Raw genomic sequence first — 18,502 nt, forward strand, 5'->3', positions numbered from 1 at the left:
TCTCTCTCCTATGTCGTCCCGGCGAAGGCCGGGACCCATAACCACAGGGAGCAGTTTGACGAAGACTCGGAGTTGCTAGCTCCCGCTACAACTTCTGCCGGTGGTTATGGGTCCCGGCCTTCGCCGGGACGACACCTGCTATTGAGGCACCACTGTGCCCTCGCCTCAATACCCCCGCGCCCGCGCCAGCTGCTCGGTGTGGTAATTCGCGTCCCCGAACAATTCCTCGCAGACCCGCGCGCGCTTCATGAAGAAGCCGATGTCGAACTGGTCGGTCATGCCCATGCCGCCATGCATCTGCACGCCCTCCTGCACCGCGCGCGTGGCGGTGGTGCCGGCGCGCGCCTTGGCCACGGCGATGCTTGATGCGGCCTTGGCAACGTCCGTATCCAGCGCCTGGAGCGCCTTCATCACCGCGGCGCGGGTGATCTCGATGTCGACATAGAGCTCGGCGGCGCGGTGCTGGAGCGCCTGGAATTCGCCGATCAGCTTGCCGAACTGCTTGCGGCTCTTCAGGTACTCGACGGTGCGGCCGAACACCTCGTCGCTCAGGCCCACCATTTCGGAGGCGACCGCGCCGCGGCCGATATCGAGCACGCCGTCGAGCAGGCCGGCGGCCTGATCGACCTCGCCGAGCACGCTGTCGGCATTGACCTCGACATTGGCAAGCTCGATCCGCGCCGCGTTGTGCGCATCGACCATGATGGTGCGCTCGATCGCGACGCCCTTGGCTTTGGGGTTGACCAGGAACAGGGTCAAGCCGTCGCGCTCGCCGGCTGAGCCCGCGGTGCGCGCGGCGACGATGAGGAGATCGGCGACGTGGCCGTCGACGACCAGGGCCTTGGCGCCGGAGAGCTTGAAGCCGTTGCCGGCGCGCACGGCCTGGAGGCTGGTCTGAAGCGGGCGATGCTTGGCGCCCTCGTCGATCGCGAGCGTCGCCAGCAGCGAGCCGTTCGAAATCTTCGGCAAGAACTCCGACTTCTGCGCGGCATTGCCGCCGCGGCTCAGCGCCGAGGCCGCGACCACGCTGGTGGCGAGGAAGGGCGAGGGCATCAAGGTGCGGCCGATCTCCTCCATCACGATCCCGGCCTCGACGAAGCCGAGACCAGAGCCGCCGAACTCTTCCGGCACCAGCAGGCCGGCAAAGCCCATCTCGGCGAAGGAATGCCAGAACTCCTTGGAGAAGCCGGTCGGATCCTTGGAGTCGCGCAAGTGGCGCAGGTGCGACACCGGCGCCTTGTCGCTGATCAGCCCGCGCGCAGAGTCGCGGAGCATCGATTGTTCTTCGGTGAGGACGAGGGGCATGGTGTTGTTTCCGGTTCGAAATCTAGTCTTGGTTCGTCATTCCGGGATGGCCCGAAGGGCCAGGCCCGGAATCCATCAGGCCGCATATACGCGGTGAAATGGATTCCGGGTTCGCGACTTTGTCGCTCCCCGGAATGACGGGTGGTGAGGGACGCCTCACGCCCCCGGCAGATCGAGGATGCGCTTGGCGACGATGCCGAGCATCACCTCCGTCGTGCCGCCCTCGATCGAGTTGGCCTTGGTGCGCAGCCAGGCGCGCGGACGGGCGCCCTGCTTCGAGCGCTCGCTCTCCCATTCCAGCGCATCGACGCCGCCGGCCGACATCAGGATCTCGTAGCGGCGCTTGTTGAGCTCGGTGCCGTAATATTTCATCGCGGAGGAGAACGCCGGATGCGCCTGCCCCGCCTTGGCGAGATCGACTGCGCGCTCGGCGCAGGCGGCGAGCGCGGCTTCGTCGACGTCGAAGCTGGCGATCCGGCCGCGCAGCATCGCATCGTCGAGGCGACCTTGCGCGTCGGTGCCGACGGAATCGGCGGCGATCTGGCCGAGCGGACGGCCGACGCCGCGCTCGCCCATCCCTGATATCATCGCGCGCTCGTGCTGGAGCAGATATTTCGCGACGTCCCAGCCGCGGTTGACGGTGCCGACCACATGCGATTTCGGCACGCGGACGCCGTCGAAGAAGGTCTCGCAGAACGGCGAATAGCCGGAGATCAGGAGGATCGGCTTGGTCGTCACGCCCTTCGAGGTCATGTCGAACAGGATGAAGCTGATGCCGTCGTGCTTCTTCGCCGCGGGATCGGTGCGGACGAGGCAGAAGATCCAGTCGGCGTAATTGGCGTAGGACGTCCAGATCTTCTGGCCGGTGATGACGAAATCGTTGCCGTCGCTCTCGGCGCGGGTCTGGAGCGAGGCGAGATCGGAGCCGGCATTCGGCTCGGAATAGCCCTGGCACCAGCGGATCAGGCCCGCTGCGATTTTTGGCAGGTGCTCCTTCTTCTGCGCCTCGTTGCCGTATTTGAGCAGCGCCGGCCCGAGCATCCAGATGCCGAAGCTCGACAGCGGCGGCCGCGCGCCGATTCTTCCCATCTCGGCGCGCAGCACCTTGTGCTCGGCGGCGCTCAATCCGCCGCCGCCATATTCCTTCGGCCAATCCGGCACGGTCCAGCCCTTGTCGCGCATGCGCTCGAACCAGATGCGCTGCGGCTCGGACGAGAATTTTGCGTTGCGCCCGCCCCAGAACACGTCGGCGTCCGAGGTTGCGGACTTGCGCATTTCCGGCGGGCAGTTGGCTTCCAGCCAGGCGCGCGTCTCGTTGCGGAATGTTTCGAGATCGGTCGTTTCAGAATCGCTCATGGTCGTTTCCATCAATCAAAATCGACTTGTTGGCGGCGACTCTGGGCCATCGCCTCGTGGAATTCAACCACTTCCGCAGGCGCGTTCGGCTATAATCGCCGCCACGGCGGTGCTTGAAAACAAAGAGGAAAAGAGATGCGCCTGAAACTCCTTTCGCCTGGCGAAATGAACGAGAGCCAGCGGCAGACCTACGACGAGTCGATCGCCGGCAAGCGCGGCAAGCCGCCGGCGCCGATGATGGCCTGGCTCAACAGCCCGGAGATGGCCCGTCACGCCACGCGGCTCGGCGAGGTCCTGCGCTTCGACACGATATTCCCCGCCAAGCTTTCGGAGATCGCGATCCTGGTGACAGCGCGGCACTGGACCGCACATTACGAATGGTATGCGCATAAGCGCCTCGCGCTTGCCGGCGGCATGGATCCAAGAATCATCGACGCGATCCGCGACCGCCGCACGCCTGAGTTCGACGACCCTGTGGCTAAGATGATCTATGATGTGGCGAAGTCGCTGCATGAGGGCCACGGCGTCGAGAAGGGCCTCTATGATGAGGCGGTGAAACTGCTCGGCGAACGCGGCGTGGTCGAGGTGATCGGGCTGTGCGGCTACTACACGCTGGTGTCGATGACGTTGAACACGTTCGAGTTCGAGCTGCCCGAGGGCGAGGTGTCGGAGCTGGCTTAGTTTCCTAATCGGAAACGATGGGTTTCGGGATAGGCCCGTAGCACTGTCCCGGGGCCCGACCTATGTGGGGTTCACCAACGGAGCATTCCCATGTCGCAAAACCCAGCCGTCGATGCCGGCACCCGGATTGGCCACGTCCATCTCAAGGTCGCCGACCTCGATCGCGCGCTCGGCTTCTATTGCGGCGTGCTCGGCTTCGAGCTGATGCAGCGCATGGGCTCGGGCGCGGCCTTCATCTCGGCCGGCGGCTATCATCACCACATCGGGCTCAATACCTGGGAGAGCAAGGGCGGCTCGCCGCCGCCGCCAGGCACGACCGGGCTCTTCCACACCGCGATCCTCTATCCGACGCGGCCGGCGCTGGCGGATGCGCTGCATCGGGTGCTCTCCGCCGGCATCGCGCTGGACGGCGCCAGCGACCACGGCGTCAGCGAGGCGCTGTACCTGCGCGATCCCGACCAGAACGGCGTCGAGCTGTATTGGGACCGGCCTAGGGAGCAATGGCCGTTCGGGCCGGATGGCAAGCTTGCTATGATTACGAAGCGGCTGGATGTCGAGGCGCTGTTGAAGCAGCGGGAGGCGTGACCGCCACTCTCTCCCCTCGTCATTGCGAGCGCAGCGAAGCAATCCAGACTGTATCAGCGGAAGCAGTCTGGATTGCTTCGTCGCAAGAGCTCCTCGCAATGACGGAGTATGTGGGGACGGCGCCGCGTCTCTACGTAGTCTTCGCGTGGGGCTTCCCCCGCACCATGATCAGCGCGGCTGCCACCACCTCCAGCGCGATGCAGAGATAGAACGGCAACGCGTACCCGCCGGAGAAATCGCGCAGGAAGCCGACGACGCCGGGGCCGAACGCGTAGGTCACCTGGTTGATCGCGGTGTTCAGGCTGATCAGCACGCCGAACGAGGCGGAGTCGAACTCCTGCTGCACGATCAGCGAGGGCAGCGTGATGAGGTTGCCGACCGAGAAGCCGAACACCGCGCAAGCCGCGATCAGCACATAGTCGTTGTGCAGGTTGATGACGACGCACAACGCCGCGGCCTGGCTCAGGAACGACAGCGCCGAGGCGAGGCGCTGGTTGAGGCGGTCGATCACCATCGAGAACAGCACGCGGCCGACCACCGCCATCGCCGTCAGCACCGCCACCGCAACGGCAGCACGCTCGCGGCCGATCACCGGATCGAGGAACGAGATCAGGTGCACGATGAAGCCGACCTGCGCGAACAGCACCAGCGCAAAGGCGATCGTCACCGTGAGGAAGCCGACGTCGCGCAGCGCGTGCGCGCGGATCTGCGCCGACGATTGCGGTTTTGCCTTCGCTGCCGCATGCCAGCCATGGTGCTCGGGCGGCCGGCCGACGACGAGCAGGATCACCGGCACGAGCAGCGCCAGCATGGCGCCTGATGTCGCGTACATCGCGCCGGCGAAGCCGACATGGCTGATCATGGTCACCAGCAGCGGCACGCCGACGATGCCGCCGAAGCTGGCACCGTTGAGCGCGAGACTGATCGCCATGCCGCGCTTGTGGTCGAACCACAGGCTGATCGTGTTGGTGATCATGGCGAGACTGGTGCCGGCCCAGCCGAAGGCAAGCACGGCGTTGGCGAGATAAAGCTGCCAGGGCTCGCGCACCGCGCCGATCGCGACCGCCGCGGCGGCCATCGCCAACGTGCCCGCAATCAGGCAGAGGCGCGGGCCGTATTTTCTGACGGCTTCGCCGACGAAGACGACCTGCAGCGCGCCGAACAGATAGAAGAACGTCGTGCCCGAAGAGATCAGCGAGGCCGGCCAGCCCCGCGCACGCTGGAGCTCGGCGACATAGACGCTCTGGCCGTAGAAGCCTAACCCCCAGCCGAAGGTCGCGAGCAGGAAGCACACCGCGACGATGCGCCAGCCTTCGTAGCGGAGCGAGGATTCGTCGATCGGAGCTGCGTGGCGGGGATTGTCGAGCATTTCTTCGCTCCTCGCCGTCATTCCGGGGCGATGCGAAGCATCGAACCCGGAATCTCGAGATTCCCTGGTGCGCGATTGCGCACCATAGTTCACCCTTCGGGTGCCCCGGAATGACGGCAGAAATTGAAGGACGTGGATGGCCGGGACAAGCCCGGCCATGACGACATCTAATAACTCTTCCAAAAAATCACTTCGACGGCGATCGAAGTATCAACGCTGCTGACAGCCTCCCGCCATCAGACCGCATCCGGGAACTCGCCCATGGCTGCGTCCAGCCGCGCCTTGCGGCGGCGCGCCCAGGAGACCAGCGAGAGCACGGCAAGCCCCAGCACGACCGGCGGAAACACCACCATGTTCACCGCGGACCAGCCGTAATTGGCGAGCAATTGCCCTGACGAGAACGAGCCGATCGCCATCATGCCGAACACCAGGAAGTCGTTGAAGGCCTGCACCTTGTTGCGCTCCTGCGGCCGGTGCGTCTCCAGCACCAGAGCGGACGCGCCGATGAAGGAGAAATTCCAGCCGACACCGAGCACGATCAGCGTGGCCCAGAAGTGCATCGCGGTGAGGCCGGAGAGACCGATGGTGGCCGCGCCGGCCTCGAGCAGCAGGCCGGCGGCGACGATCTTCGGCGCGCCGAAACGCGCGATCAGCGCGCCCGTGAAGAAGCTCGGGCCATACATCGCGACGATGTGCCATTGAATGCCGAAATTGGAATCGCTGACGCTGAGGCCGCAGAGCTTCATGGCGAGCGGCGCCGAGGTCATCACCAGATTCATCATGGGATAGGCGATGACGCCGCACAGCGCGGCCGCAATGAAGCGCGGCTGGGTCACGATCGTGAGCAGAGGCCGGCCGCCATGCAGATCGGCCGGGGCCGGCTTCGGCATGTCCACGCCGGCGACGATGCCCATGGCGATCAGCGCCACCGCGGCCTGCACCAGGAAGCTGAAGGCGAACAGATAGGGCTGCCAGACGTCCATGGTCCATTGCACGAGCTGCGGACCGAGCACGCCGGCGAACACACCGCCGGCCATCACCCAGGACACCGCCTTGGGGCGGTAGGCCGCGCTGGCACCATCGGCGGCGGCGAAGCGATAGGATTGCGCCACCGCGCCGTAGAGGCCGCCGAGGAAGGTCGCAACACAGAACAGCGCGAACGAGCCGTGCAGGATGGCGAACGAGCCGAGCAGGCCGGTGAGCGCGCCCAACCCGGTGCCGATGACGAAGGCGGCGCGGCGTCCGAAGCGGCGCGAGATCGCGCCGGTCGGCAGCGTGCCCGCGGCAAGGCCCACCACATACATCGAGATCGGCACGGTCGCGAACGACATGTCGGGCGCGAGCGTGGCGCCGACGATCGCGCCGGTGGCGAAGATGACAGCCGAGTTGGCGCCGGTCAGCGCCTGCGCGGCAGCAAGGCGCACCACATTGGCACGCACGCGGGCGTCGGCGGCGATCTGATTGGCTGAAGTCACGTCTAGCATCGGCATTTCCGCCCCAACGGGCTCACAAGGGCTTTGTTGATTCCCGGCACTATGGAGGGGCGCGGGAGGGCGGGCAACCGGCGTAAACGGGCGCAGGCCATGCCTGTGACGCAATCGGGCAGATGATAGCGGGCTGCGCTCTTGACGGCTTGCGCTCGATCAAATCCTATCCGCCGCGATTTTTGGGAGTTTCGTTCATGACGGTCGACGACAGGCCTACGCTCAGCGCTCCCGACGACGATCCCTGGCTGTGGCTGGAGGAGATCGAAGGCAAGCAGGCGCTCGATTTCGTCGAGCGGCAGAACAGCCTGACGCTCGACGCGTTTGGCGGAGCGGCCTTCGCGCGCGATCGCGATATCCTCGCGGCGATCTACGATCGGAAGGACAACATCCCCTATGTCAGCCGGCGCGGCACCGACCTGCACAATCTCTGGAAGGACGCCACCAACCCGCGCGGCCTGTGGCGGCGAACCACGCTGGCGGAGTTTCGAAAAGCGAGCCCGGCATGGGAGACCATGCTTGATATCGACCAGCTCGCGGCAAAGGAGGGCGAGGACTGGCTGCTGAGCTCGATCGTCACGATGCCGGGAAGCTCGCGGGCGATTCTGAGCCTGTCGCGCGGCGGCAGCGACGCCGTCACCTTGCGGGAATTCGACCTCGCCACGAAGAGCTTCGTGGCGGACGGCTTTACGCTGCCGGAAGCCAAAGGCGGCGTTGACTGGCTCGATCAGGACACGCTGCTGCTATCGAGCGCCCATGGCGAGGGCATGACGACGAGCTCGGGCTATGCGAGGACCGTCCGCCTGTGGCGGCGCGGGCAGCCCGTCGACCAGGCGCAGCTGATCATCGAGACAACCGCCGATCACATGATGATCTACGGCATGAGCGACGACACCGGACCTGAGCCGCGGGTCTGGATCGTCGACCAGATCGACTTCTTCAATCACGCGATCTGGCTGCGCGATGCGGCGGGCACCACGACGCAGCTCGATCTGCCGACCGGCATCTGGATGCAGGCGCATGGCGACTGGTTCGCGATGAAGCTGCGCAAGGACTGGACGGTCGGAGGACGGACCTATGCCACCGACACCGTGCTCGGCATGTCGCTCTCCGCCTTCCTCGCCGGCTACCGCGATTTTGCGGTGCTGTTCGAGCCTGCGCCGCGGCGCGCCTTGCAAGGCCTGTTCTGGGCAGCGGGAAAGCTGGTGCTGTCGATCCTCGACGAGCTCAAGCCGCAATTCGAGATCCGCACGCCGTCTACCACAGGCTGGAGCCGCGAGACGCTTCCCGGCCTTCCGCAGATCGGCGTCGTCGACATCTGGCCGCTCGACCGTCATCCCTCCGAGAGCAATGGCGACCTGCTTGCCAATGTGCAGGATCCGCTCACCCCGCCCTCGCTGCTGTTGATCGAACGCGGCGTCGCAAGCCCGGCCGTGCTGAAGCAGGCGCCGAAGACGTTCACTGCCGACGGCCTCGTGATGACCCAGCACGAGGCGATCTCGATCGACGGCGAGCGCATTCCCTATGTGCAGACCGGTCCCGCCAAAGAGACCGGCGATGCGCCGGTCTATATGAGCGCCTATGGCGGCTTCGCCCATGCGGTGAAGCCGTACTACAATCCGTCGCTCGGCAAGCTGTGGCTGGAGCGCGGCGGCACGACGGTGCAGGCGAATTTGCGCGGCGGCGGCGAATTCGGCACGCGCTGGCACGATGCAGGCCGGCTCGCCGGCAAGAAGCTGTCGCATGACGATTTCGCCGCCGTTGCCGCCGATCTCGTCCGCCGCGGCGTGACGACGGCGAAGCGCATCGCAGCACAAGGCGGCTCGAACGGCGGCATCCTCATCACCAACATGCTGGTGCGATACCCCGAACGCTTCGGCGCGCTATTCTGCACCATCCCGCTGATCGACATGCGCCGCTACACCAAGCTGCTCGCAGGCGCGAGCTGGATCGCCGAATATGGCGATCCCGACAAGCCCGAGGAGTGGGCGTGGCTGAAGACGTACTCCGCCTATCACACCGCAAGACCCGGCCAGCCCTATCCGCCGATCCTGATCGCCACCACGCGGCGCGACGACCGCGTCCATCCCGGCCACGCCCGCAAGATGGCCGCAAAACTCCAGGCGATGGGCTACGAGGCCTGGTTCTACGAGCCGGCGGCGGGCGGCCACGGCTACGGCAAGGACAACAAGGAGCGCGCCGGCTTCGAGGTGCTGGGTTTCCGGTTCTTGAAGGAGAAGATCGGGTGGAAGGATGGGGAGGCCTGACGCGTTTGAGGCGCCGAAGCTTCCACATCGTCATGGCCGGGCTTGTCCCGGCCACCCACGTCTAGCCCCGCGGTACGAAGAACGTGGATGCCCGGGACAAGCCCGGGCATGACGACGTCCTAGCGCGCAAACACCAGCGTCAGATTGTTGGCCGGCATCTCGATCGTATCGATCAGGCCAAGGCCGGCGCCTCGCGCCAGCGTCTCGACATCGCCGATGTCGCGCACGCCCCAGTCGGGATTGCCTTCGCGCAAGGACGTGTCGAACACGGCGTTGCTGAGGGCGGTGTGCTTGCCGTCGCGCTTGAACGGGCCGTAGAGGAATAGCTTGCCGTCGGCCCGCAGATAGCGGCCGGCGCCGGCGAACAGGCCTTCGGCCACGGCCCACGGCGCGATATGGATGACATTGGCGCAGAACACGGCGGCGAGGTTGGTCGGCCCCTGCCCGCTTCGCATCTCCGGACACCAGCCGGGATCGGAGAGATCGATCCGCAACGGCGAGCGGATGTTTGGCAGGCCCGAATGGACGCGCCAGGCCTCGATGCTCTTCACGTGCCGCTGGTTGAGGTCGCTCGGCCACCAGACCAGATCGGGCGTATGGCGGGCGAAATGGACCACGTGCTGGCCGGTTCCGCTGCCGACCTCGACCACGTTTCCGGAGCACCCGGCAAGATGCTTTTCCAGAGCCGCCCAGAGCGGCTCGTGATTGCGATGGAATGCCGGCGCATCGAGCCGCCCATCGGGCTCGACCCGTCCGCCGTCCTTGCCAAATTCGACGACATATTCAGCCAAGTGAGGTCCCCTTGAAAAATCGAGAACACGATGAAAACAGCAGGAGCGCCCAAACGCCCTCGAAACAGCCGGCCCGCGCCCACGGACCTTACTCTCGCGACCAAATCGGCCGAACAAATAATCTCTTTAGTTGCAATGCGGAAGATATTAACTCCATTTTGCCGCGTGCATAGTCTTGATTGTCAGGCGATGCCCTTTGTGCTTTGGAACGCTGCTATTTCCGCGATCGAGACCATCGCCATAACGCCTCGGAATGACGCCTTGACCGCCTTTTCCCGGATGCCTGCCCTGCTCCTCCTGCTGGCCTTCGCCGCCAGCCTCGCCAGCCCGGCGCGGGCGCAATCCGCCGTGGCCGAGGGCCGGAAGCTCGCCTTTGACCGCAGCAAGGGCAATTGCCTGACCTGCCACGTCATCAAGGGCGGCGACCTGCCGGGAACGATCGGCCCGGAGCTGAAGGACCTCAAGGCGAAATTCCCTGATCGCAACGAGCTGGCCGCGATCATCTTCGACGAGACCAAACGCAATCCGCAGACCATGATGCCGCCGTTCGGCCGGAACCGGATTTTGACCGACCAGGAGATCAGCGCGATCGTTGATTTCCTGCAAACCCTGTGACTTCAGGCACGCCAGGAGAGCTCAGATGACCACGACCACCGGCCCCCTTGCGACGCGGCGCCTGATCCTTCAGGGCGCAGCCTCCGTCGCGCTGCTCGGCCTCGGCAATCTGCCGTTCGGCGCGGCTCCCGCGTACGCCGCGGCCAACGACAAATATCCGGAAGAAGCGTTCAAGCTGAAGAACGAAGCGGACGCGATCAAGGCGCTCTACGGCAAGACCGCCGAGCCCTCCGACAAGGTCAAGCTGGATGCGCCGGAGATCGCCGAGAATGGCGGCGTGGTTCCGATCTCGGTGACGACGACGCTGGAGAAGGTGACCTCGATCTCGTTCTTCGTGGCCGAGAACCCGAACGCGCTCGCCGCTTCCTACAGGATTCCCGATGGCACGCTGCCGAGCGTCGCCAACCGGCTGAAGATGGCCAAGACCACCAACGTGACCGCGATCGTGGAAGCTGACGGCAAACTCTACAGCGCGACCAAGGAAGTCAAAGTCACCGTCGGCGGCTGCGGCGGCTAAGGAGATCGACATGGCATCCAGCATTCGCGTGCGCGCGACCGCAAACGGCGACATCACCGAGGTGCAGGCGCTGATCCAGCACCCCATGGACACCGGCCTGGTCAAGGACGCCAAGGGCGAGGTGATCCCCGCGCATTTCATCCAGCAGCTGAAGTTCGAATGTAACGGCAAGGACGTCTTCGTCGCCGATTGGGGCACCGCCATCTCCAAGGACCCCTATGTGAAGTTCAGCTTCAAGGGCGCCAAGAAGGGCGACGACATCAAGATCTCCTGGACCGACAACAAGGGCGGGTCGGATACGACCACCGCGAAGATCGCGTGATGAAGGCCCGGTCTGCCCTCCTGCTTGGCTCTGTGTGCGCGGCACTCGTCGCACTCGCATTTGCCTCGCCGCGCGTGATCGCGGCCGACAAGGTCGATCCTGTTGCCGACGCAAAAGCGTTCCAGAACTTCTTCTTCCAGAAGTTTCCGACCGTGAAGCACGAGGACTTCGTCAACGGTCCTTATTCCATGAACGAGGACATGAAGCGGCAGTGGCAGGAGAAGGAGGAATTCCCGCCCTACGAGTTCGCGCTCGACGCCGGCAAGGAGATGTTCGCCACCCCGTTCAAGAACGGCAAGACCTATGCCGACTGCTTCCCGAATGGCGGCATCGGCATCCGCCAGAACTATCCCTACTTCGACGAGAAGGAGGGCAAGGTCGTCACGCTGGAGCTCGCGCTCAACCGCTGCCGCGAGGCCAACGGCGAGGCGCCCTATTCCTACGTCAAGGACGAGATGGCCTCGCTGACCGCCTATATGGCCTTCACCTCGCGCGGCAAGCCGATGGACATCAAGATCCCCGACGATCCCCGCGCACTCGCCGCGTTCGAGAACGGCAAGCGCTATTTCTACACCAGGCGCGGCCAGATGAATTTCTCCTGCGCGAGCTGCCATGTGCAGAGCCCGGGCGAGCGCATCCGCGCCGAGATCCTGGCGCCGGCGCTCGGCATTTTGAACGCGATGCCGATCTACCGCTCCGAATGGAGCGGCATGGGCACGACCAGCCGCCGCTTCGTCACCTGCAACAGCCAGACCCGGGCGGTTCCGCTGGAGCCGCAGGCGGATGAATATCGCGACGTCGAATATTTCCTCTCCTACGTCGCCAATGGCCTGCCGATATCAGGACCGGGAGCGCGGCCATGAAGCGGTCACTTCCTCTCGCCATGCTGCTCGCCCTTAGCCTCGCGCCAGCGGCGCGCGCGGCAAATGAGGCGGATTACAAGGCGGCCTATGCCGCTGCCGAAGGCGCCTCCAAGGAGGCAGCCGGCATGCGCAATCAGTGGACAGTGACCGTCTCGACGCTGGCGGCGGCGAAGAAGGCGGCCGATGGCGGCGATTTCGACCGCGCCGTGGCCGCGGCCAAGGAGGCCGAGGCGCTGGCGAGGGCGTCGATCTTCCAGGCCACGTCCGAAAAAGACGCCTGGAAGGCGATGGAAATCCGCTAGACTGGACCTCAGTTGAACTGCCGATGAGGCGCGGAGGATTCTGGATGGCGATCCGCCGCCGTGATTTCCTGAAGAGTGCAGGCGTTGCCGCAGCATCGCTCAGCCTGCCGCGGCTCGCGCGCGGCACTGAAGCGGCGAGCATCTATGACATCGAGCGTTTCGGCCGCGCGCGGATCCTGCACATCACCGATACGCATGCGCAGCTCAATCCGGTGTATTTCCGCGAGCCGAGCGTCAATATCGGCATCGGCGAGATGGCGGGGCGACCACCGCATCTGGTCGGGCGGGCCTTCCTGGAGCGCTTCAACATCCGGCCCGACAGCGCCGATGCCTATGCCTTCACCTGCTTCGAGTTCGAGAAATCCGCGGGCCGCTTCGGCAAGCTCGGCGGCTTTGCCCATCTGAAGACGCTGGTCGACCGCTTGCGCGGCGACGTCGGCGAAAACCACTCGCTGCTCGTCGATGGCGGCGACCTCTGGCAGGGCACGGGGCTTGCCAACGTCATGCAGGGCCGCGACATGGTCGAGGTCGCCAATCTGCTCGGCATCGAGGCGATGACCGGGCATTGGGAATTCACCTATGGCGAGCAGGCGCTGCGCGACAATCTCGAGCGCTTCAAGGGCGAGTTTTTGGCGCAGAACGTATTCCTGACCGAGGAAGCCGCGTTCAACGATGCCCGCGCCTTCGACAAGGCAACAGGGCGCGTCTTCAAGCCCTCCGTGATCAAGGAGCTCGGCGGTTATCGCGTCGCAATCGTCGGCCAGGCCTTCCCTTACGTGCCGATCGCGCATCCAAAACGGTTCACGCCGGACTGGACCTTTGGCATCCGCGAGGAAGAGCTCCAGAAGCATGTCGATGCCTTGCGCAACGCCGAGAAGGTCGATGCCGTCATCCTGCTGTCGCACAACGGCATGGACGTCGACCTCAAGCTCGCAAGCCGCGTCACCGGCATCGACGTCATCCTCGGCGGCCACACCCATGACGCCGTGCCGCAGCCGATTCCCGTGAAGAACGCCAGCGGCACGACGCTCGTCACCAATGCCGGCTCCAACGGGAAATTCCTGGGCGTACTCGATCTCGCGCTCGACAAGGGCAAGGTCAGCGACGTCAAATATCATCTGCTGCCGGTCTATTCCGAGCTGCTGAAGCCTGATCCTGCGATGGCCGAGCTGATCGGCCGGGTTCGTGCGCCGCACGTGGCCGACTGGTCGGAGAAGATCGCAACGCCCGACCGGCTGCTCTATCGCCGCGGCAATTTCTCCGGACCGGTCGACGAGCTGATCTGCTCGGCGCTGCGCACCGAGCTCGATACCGAGATCGCACTATCGCCGGGCTTCCGCTGGGGCGTCACCGCACTGTCCGGCCAGGCGCTGACCATGGAGGATGTGCTCGCGGAAACCGCGATCAGCTATCCCGAGACCTATGTGCAGGAGATAACCGGCGCGCAGATCAAGGACGTGCTCGAGGACATCTGCGACAATCTCTTCAACGCCGATCCCTACTACCAGCAGGGCGGCGACATGGTGCGCGCCGGCGGCCTCAGCTACACCTGCACGCCGGCGGGCGCGATCGGCGGCCGCATCTCGGAGCTGAAGCTCAACAGCGGCAAGGCGATCAGCGCCGACCACCGCTACAAGGTCGCGGGCTGGGCCTCGGTCAACGGCCAGCAGGGCGCGCCGGTGTGGGACGTGGTGGCCAGATATCTGCGCTCGGGCCGGATGGTTCAGGAGCGGCTCGGCTCCGGCGTCACGCTGAAGGGCGTCGAGGACAATCCGGGGATTGCAGGACAGGGATGACGCGCTTGCAAATGTTTCGCGCGCTGATGCTGGTGCTGCTCGCCTTATCCGCGACGCCGCCGGCTCTTGCGCAGCAGGTGCCGCTTCAGGACAAGCCGTTCGCCGAGCACAAGATCGTGCTCCAGCTCTCCGACGGCGATGCCAGGAAGCAGGCGCTGGTGCTCAGCGTCGCCAACAATCTGCTGAAGGCCTACGATCCCGACAAGGTCGCGATCGAGGTGGTCGCGTTCGGCCCCGGCGTCGACCTGCTGCTGCCGGGCAGCGAGCGCCGCAAGCAGGTCGAGAGCCTGATCGCGCAAGGCGTGCGCTTCGACATCTGCCTCAACACCGTCGACACGATCGAGCGGGAGACGGGCAAACGGCCGGAGTTCATCCCCGCCGCCACTCCGGTGCAGGTCGGGGTCGGGCAGATCCTGTTCCTGGCGGAGAATGGGTACACGGTGGTGCGGCCGTAGTGCCCCCTCCGGGTCGTCCCGGCCTAGTTGCGCAATTGCGCACGGGGGCCGGGACCCATAATCACAGGCAGACGTTTGGCGAAGACCCGTCGTTCGGTACACCTGCCGTCTGCAATCGATAGATCACGCGGTGGGTCCCGGCCTGCGCCGGGACGACACCGAGCTTGTGGCACCTGCTCCGCATCGCCCCGGAATGACCGCCAAGGGGTCCACTACCCCGCAATAATAATCTTCTAAATTTTCTTATACTCACAGTGGATTACTTCTCTTTTCGACCCGAACCGTAGTAGAATTTGCAATCAGTTCCACGCCGGGTCCTGCCATGATCTTCCGCCAGCTCTTCGACAGTGTTTCGGGCACCTACAGCTACGTCCTTGCCAGCCGCCTAGGCGGCGAGGCGCTGATCCTCGATCCCGTGCTGGAGAAGGTCGACCGCTATTGCCAATTGCTGCGCGAGCTCGACCTCAAGCTGGTCAAGGCGGTCGACACCCACCTTCATGCCGACCACGTCACCGGGCTCGGCGAGCTGCGCGACCGTACCCATTGCATGACCGTGATGGGCGACCAGACCAAGGCCGACGTGGTGGCGATGCGGGTTGCCGACGGCGACAAGGTGACGATCGAGGGCCTGTCGCTCGACGTGATGTACACGCCCGGCCACACCGACGATTCCTATTCCTACCTGATGGGCGACCGCGTCTTCACCGGCGACACGCTGCTGATCCGCGGCACCGGCCGCACCGATTTCCAGAACGGCTCCTCGCGCGCACAGTACGATTCGATCTTCAACCGCCTGCTCAAGCTGCCGGACGAGACGATGGTGTTCCCGGCGCATGACTACAAGGGCGACACCGTCTCCACCATCGGCGAGGAGAAGCGCTACAATCCGCGGCTCCAGGTGCGCTCGGTCGACGAATATATCGAGCTGATGGCGAACCTGAAGCTGCCCAATCCGAAGATGATGGACGTGGCGGTGCCCGCCAACATGCGCGTCGGCCTGCATCAGGAGGAGCTGGAGAAGGAGGGCCGCGCGCTGACCGCCAGCGAGGCGATCCGCTCGCTAGGCCGGCCTGACATCCTGCTGGTCGATCTGCGCGAGACCAACGAGCGCGCCAAGCACGGCATGCTCGAAGGCGCGCTGCACACGCCCTATCCGTCCGTCGAGGAGAGCCTGAAGCCCGGCGGCATGCTGCGCGAGGTCGCGGCCGCCACCGGCCGCCGCGTCGTGTTCTTCTGCGCCTTCGGCGAACGCTCGGCGATGGCCGTCGCGGCGGCGAAGGAAGCAGGCCTCGCCAATACCGCTCATATCGCCGGCGGCATCGATGCCTGGAAGAAGGCGGGCGGGCCGGTGGTGCACTGACGGCCCGGCGCGCCATTCTTGAGATAAGTCAGGCACCGCCTACATATTGCGACTAGGATCGGATGCAGCATCACCATCCGGGAATAGCCATGGCCAAGAGCGCTAACAAGACCACCAACAAGACCGCCAAGCCGAGCGAGCCGCCCAAGACTGCCAGCGAGAAGCTGGCGGGCGACAAGGCGAAGAAGCCGCCACCGCGCGATCTCGACGACGACGATTACGAAGACGGCGACATCGCAACACCGAAGCGTGACCGGTACGGTCCCGATGACGAGCCGTTGTGAGGGCTCAGCTCTGACCACGCTCTCAACTGTCGTCCTGGCGAAAGCCAGGACCTATACCGCGTGATCTCTCGATTGTGACCGGTCGCAATACCGGACGACGATCCTCCGCCAAACTCCTCGCTGGGGTAATGGGTCCCCTGGCTTTCGCCAGGACGACGATGGACTCCCTGCCCCGCGCTACCTGCCATGCGCCTGCGTTCATGGACAAATAACCGCTCTCCCCGATAGTTTCCGCTCCCCCAGGGAGTGAAACCACCGCAATGGTCGACGTTCTCGCCGCACCGCAGCAAGGCAAGGCGGACAGCGCGCTGCGCACGCTGACGGGAATCTCGATCGCGCATTGGGTCAGCCATTTCCATCTGCTGGTCCTGCCGATGCTGTTCCCGTTCCTGAAGGACAAGCTCGGCGTCGGCTATGTCGAACTCGGCTTCGCGCTGACCACGCTTGCCGTCGTCTCGGGCCTGACGCAGGCGCCGACCGGCTATCTCGTCGATCATTTTGGCGCGCGCAGAATTTTGCTTATCGGGCTCACGCTCGGCGGCCTCGCGCTGATCCTGCTCGGCCTGCACTTGAGCTACGCCTCGCTGATCGCCTGCGCCGTGCTGCTCGGGCTCGCCAACAGCGTCTATCACCCCGCCGACTACGCGATCCTCGCCGAGCACATGGACGAAGCGCGGATGGGCCGCGCCTTCTCGATCCACACCTTTGCCGGCTATCTCGGCGGCGCCGTGACGCCGGCGATCGTCGCCGCACTCGTCACCGTATCGGGTGGCGTCGGCGCATTGATCGCGTCGGGCGCGATCGCGATTCTGGTGGCGCTGCTGCTGGTGGCCATGGGCATCCCCGAGGCCGGCGCACACAAGAAGAAGCCGGGCAACGAAGACGCGCCGAAGCAAGCCGTGATCACGCCGGCGCTGATCACGCTGACCGCGCTGTTCATGCTGCTTAGCCTGTCGGTCGCCGGCATCAACAATTTCGGCGTGGTGGCGCTGATGAGCGGCTACGGCGCCTCCTATTCGATCGCCAACGTCGCACTGACCGCGTTCCTCGCCGCCAGCGCCGCGGGCGTGCTCGCAGGCGGCTTCCTCGCCGACCACACCGAGCGTCACGGCTATGTCGCCGCCGCCTGCTTTGCCGCGAACGCGGCGATCGTGCTCTTGATCGCACTGGTGACGCTGCCCGGCTGGGCTTTGACCGCGACGATGACGGCGGCGGGCTTTCTCTCCGGCGTGATCGCGCCCTCGCGCGACATGCTGGTGCGCAATGCCGCCCCCGCCGGCGCGGCCGGCCGCGCCTTCGGCATCGTCTCCACCGGCTTCAATCTCGGCGGCATCGTCAGCCCGCTTTTGTTCGGCTGGATCATGGACCAGAGTGCGCCGCACTGGGTGTTCGGCGCCTCCGTGATCTTCATGGTGGCGACCGTGGTGCTGTCGCCGTTCACCGAGCGGAAGCGGCAAGGCGTTGCTTGAGCGGCGGCCGCGAGCGCGCCGGAGCGCACCGCCTCGCCTGCGAGCTTCGAAGGCCGCGGCATGCTCTACGTGCCGTTCCTCAATTATGCCGACGGCAATCTCGATGCGACGCGCGAGATGCTGATCGATCCGCAATCGGTGCCGGGCCTGTCCGACGGCGGCGCGCATTGCGGCATCATCTGCGATGCGAGTTTCCCGACCTATCTACTGACGCACTGGACGCGCGACCGCAAGCGCGGCGAGAAGCTCACCATCCCGTTCGTGGTCGCGGCGCAGTCACCAAGACCGCGCTCTCGGTCGGCCTCACCGATCGCGGATTGATCGCGCCCGGCTACAAGGCCGACGTCAACGTGATCGACTATGACCGCCTGCATCTGCATCCGCCGAAGGTGCATTACGATCTGCCGGTCGGCGGGCGGCGGCTGTTGCAGGACGTCGACGGCTATGAGGCGACCATCGTGTCGGGCGTAGTGACGCGGCGGCACGGCGAGGCGACGGGGCGCCGGCCGGGAAAGCTGATTCGAGGCGCGCAGAGGGTGGTGTAGTAGCGCGACGTTGCCTTATCTGAGGCGCGAAAGCCGCGCCTCAATCCCAGTGTCGTCCCCGCGAACGCGGGGACCCATAACCACAGGCAGTGGTTGTGGAGCTAGGCTAGTAACTCCGAGTCTTCGCCAAACCATC

At 65.2% G+C, this 18,502-nt stretch carries 18 protein-coding genes and 1 pseudogene; 14 read left to right on the forward strand and 5 right to left on the reverse strand.

The features are described 5' to 3' along the window. Window positions 1-165 precede the first annotated feature (165 nt). Both XI09_RS25620 and XI09_RS25625 read right to left on the reverse strand, forming a co-directional pair. The gene (locus XI09_RS25620; RefSeq protein WP_271569314.1) at window positions 166-1,305 is read right to left on the reverse strand and encodes an acyl-CoA dehydrogenase family protein; all 1,140 of its coding nucleotides are present in this window, start codon (window positions 1,303-1,305) and stop codon (window positions 166-168) included. Between the two features lie 156 nt (window positions 1,306-1,461). After that, window positions 1,462-2,661 carry an acyl-CoA dehydrogenase family protein gene (locus XI09_RS25625; protein ID WP_271569315.1) on the reverse strand — a complete coding sequence of 400 codons (1,200 nt, stop codon included), beginning with the start codon at window positions 2,659-2,661 and terminating at the stop codon, window positions 1,462-1,464. A gap of 135 nt (window positions 2,662-2,796) precedes the next feature. Between XI09_RS25625 and XI09_RS25630 the strand changes: the two genes are divergently transcribed. Next, entirely contained in the window at window positions 2,797-3,342 is a 546-nt protein-coding gene (locus XI09_RS25630) for a carboxymuconolactone decarboxylase family protein (protein WP_271569316.1), read from the forward strand. A 90-nt stretch (window positions 3,343-3,432) separates the two neighbouring features. Further along, complete coding sequence (locus XI09_RS25635) at window positions 3,433-3,927, forward strand: VOC family protein (RefSeq protein WP_271569317.1); 495 nt, start codon at window positions 3,433-3,435, stop codon at window positions 3,925-3,927. A gap of 130 nt (window positions 3,928-4,057) precedes the next feature. On the opposite strand, the gene XI09_RS25640 is transcribed toward XI09_RS25635, so the two are convergent. Both XI09_RS25640 and XI09_RS25645 read right to left on the reverse strand, forming a co-directional pair. Further along, window positions 4,058-5,296 carry an MFS transporter gene (locus XI09_RS25640; RefSeq protein WP_271569318.1) on the reverse strand — a complete coding sequence of 413 codons (1,239 nt, stop codon included), beginning with the start codon at window positions 5,294-5,296 and terminating at the stop codon, window positions 4,058-4,060. 236 nt (window positions 5,297-5,532) lie between these two features. Continuing rightward, window positions 5,533-6,780: an MFS transporter gene (locus XI09_RS25645; protein WP_271569319.1), complete on the reverse strand. Its 1,248-nt coding sequence runs from the start codon at window positions 6,778-6,780 to the stop codon at window positions 5,533-5,535. Between the two features lie 197 nt (window positions 6,781-6,977). Between XI09_RS25645 and XI09_RS25650 the strand changes: the two genes are divergently transcribed. After that, window positions 6,978-9,047, forward strand: a complete 2,070-nt coding sequence (locus tag XI09_RS25650) for a prolyl oligopeptidase family serine peptidase (protein ID WP_271569320.1) — start codon at window positions 6,978-6,980, stop codon at window positions 9,045-9,047. 119 nt (window positions 9,048-9,166) lie between these two features. On the opposite strand, the gene XI09_RS25655 is transcribed toward XI09_RS25650, so the two are convergent. After that, window positions 9,167-9,838: a DUF938 domain-containing protein gene (locus XI09_RS25655; protein ID WP_271569321.1), complete on the reverse strand. Its 672-nt coding sequence runs from the start codon at window positions 9,836-9,838 to the stop codon at window positions 9,167-9,169. Window positions 9,839-10,099: 261 nt separating this feature from the next. On the opposite strand from XI09_RS25655, the gene soxX reads away from it, so the two are divergent. From soxX to XI09_RS25710, 11 genes and pseudogenes are all read left to right on the forward strand, one after another. Next, window positions 10,100-10,453: a sulfur oxidation c-type cytochrome SoxX gene (gene soxX / locus XI09_RS25660; RefSeq protein WP_271569334.1), complete on the forward strand. Its 354-nt coding sequence runs from the start codon at window positions 10,100-10,102 to the stop codon at window positions 10,451-10,453. Between the two features lie 25 nt (window positions 10,454-10,478). After that, a complete protein-coding gene (gene soxY, locus XI09_RS25665) occupies window positions 10,479-10,970 on the forward strand; it encodes a thiosulfate oxidation carrier protein SoxY (protein WP_271569322.1) in 492 nt (163 codons plus the stop codon). 10 nt (window positions 10,971-10,980) lie between these two features. Beyond that, window positions 10,981-11,292 (forward strand): thiosulfate oxidation carrier complex protein SoxZ, encoded by a 312-nt coding sequence (soxZ, locus tag XI09_RS25670; RefSeq protein WP_011083832.1) that lies wholly within the window; start codon window positions 10,981-10,983, stop codon window positions 11,290-11,292. Beyond that, window positions 11,292-12,155, forward strand: a complete 864-nt coding sequence (gene soxA / locus XI09_RS25675; protein WP_271569323.1) for a sulfur oxidation c-type cytochrome SoxA — start codon at window positions 11,292-11,294, stop codon at window positions 12,153-12,155. Before soxZ ends, soxA begins: the two co-directional genes overlap by 1 nt. Further along, entirely contained in the window at window positions 12,152-12,457 is a 306-nt protein-coding gene (locus XI09_RS25680; RefSeq protein WP_271569324.1) for a hypothetical protein, read from the forward strand. The genes soxA and XI09_RS25680 overlap by 4 nt, the downstream gene beginning before the upstream one ends. Window positions 12,458-12,501: 44 nt before the next feature. Then, the gene (gene soxB, locus XI09_RS25685; protein WP_271569325.1) at window positions 12,502-14,253 is read left to right on the forward strand and encodes a thiosulfohydrolase SoxB; all 1,752 of its coding nucleotides are present in this window, start codon (window positions 12,502-12,504) and stop codon (window positions 14,251-14,253) included. Beyond that, a complete protein-coding gene (locus tag XI09_RS25690; RefSeq protein WP_271569326.1) occupies window positions 14,250-14,708 on the forward strand; it encodes a DsrE family protein in 459 nt (152 codons plus the stop codon). Before soxB ends, XI09_RS25690 begins: the two co-directional genes overlap by 4 nt. Before the next feature lie 322 nt (window positions 14,709-15,030). Continuing rightward, window positions 15,031-16,068, forward strand: coding sequence for an MBL fold metallo-hydrolase (locus XI09_RS25695; RefSeq protein ID WP_271569327.1), 1,038 nt, complete (start codon window positions 15,031-15,033; stop codon window positions 16,066-16,068). Window positions 16,069-16,157: 89 nt separating this feature from the next. Next, on the forward strand, window positions 16,158-16,352 hold the full coding sequence (locus XI09_RS25700; protein WP_271569328.1) for a hypothetical protein: 195 nt from the start codon (window positions 16,158-16,160) through the stop codon (window positions 16,350-16,352). Between the two features lie 260 nt (window positions 16,353-16,612). After that, entirely contained in the window at window positions 16,613-17,821 is a 1,209-nt protein-coding gene (locus tag XI09_RS25705) for an MFS transporter (protein ID WP_271569329.1), read from the forward strand. A 48-nt stretch (window positions 17,822-17,869) separates the two neighbouring features. Continuing rightward, window positions 17,870-18,366 (forward strand): annotated as a pseudogene (locus tag XI09_RS25710) (amidohydrolase family protein); the annotation flags it as partial. Between the last annotated feature and the right edge of the window lie 136 nt (window positions 18,367-18,502).

The organism is Bradyrhizobium sp. CCBAU 11386, from assembly GCF_028128955.1.
In the GTDB taxonomy this organism is placed as follows: Bacteria; Pseudomonadota; Alphaproteobacteria; order Rhizobiales; family Xanthobacteraceae; genus Bradyrhizobium.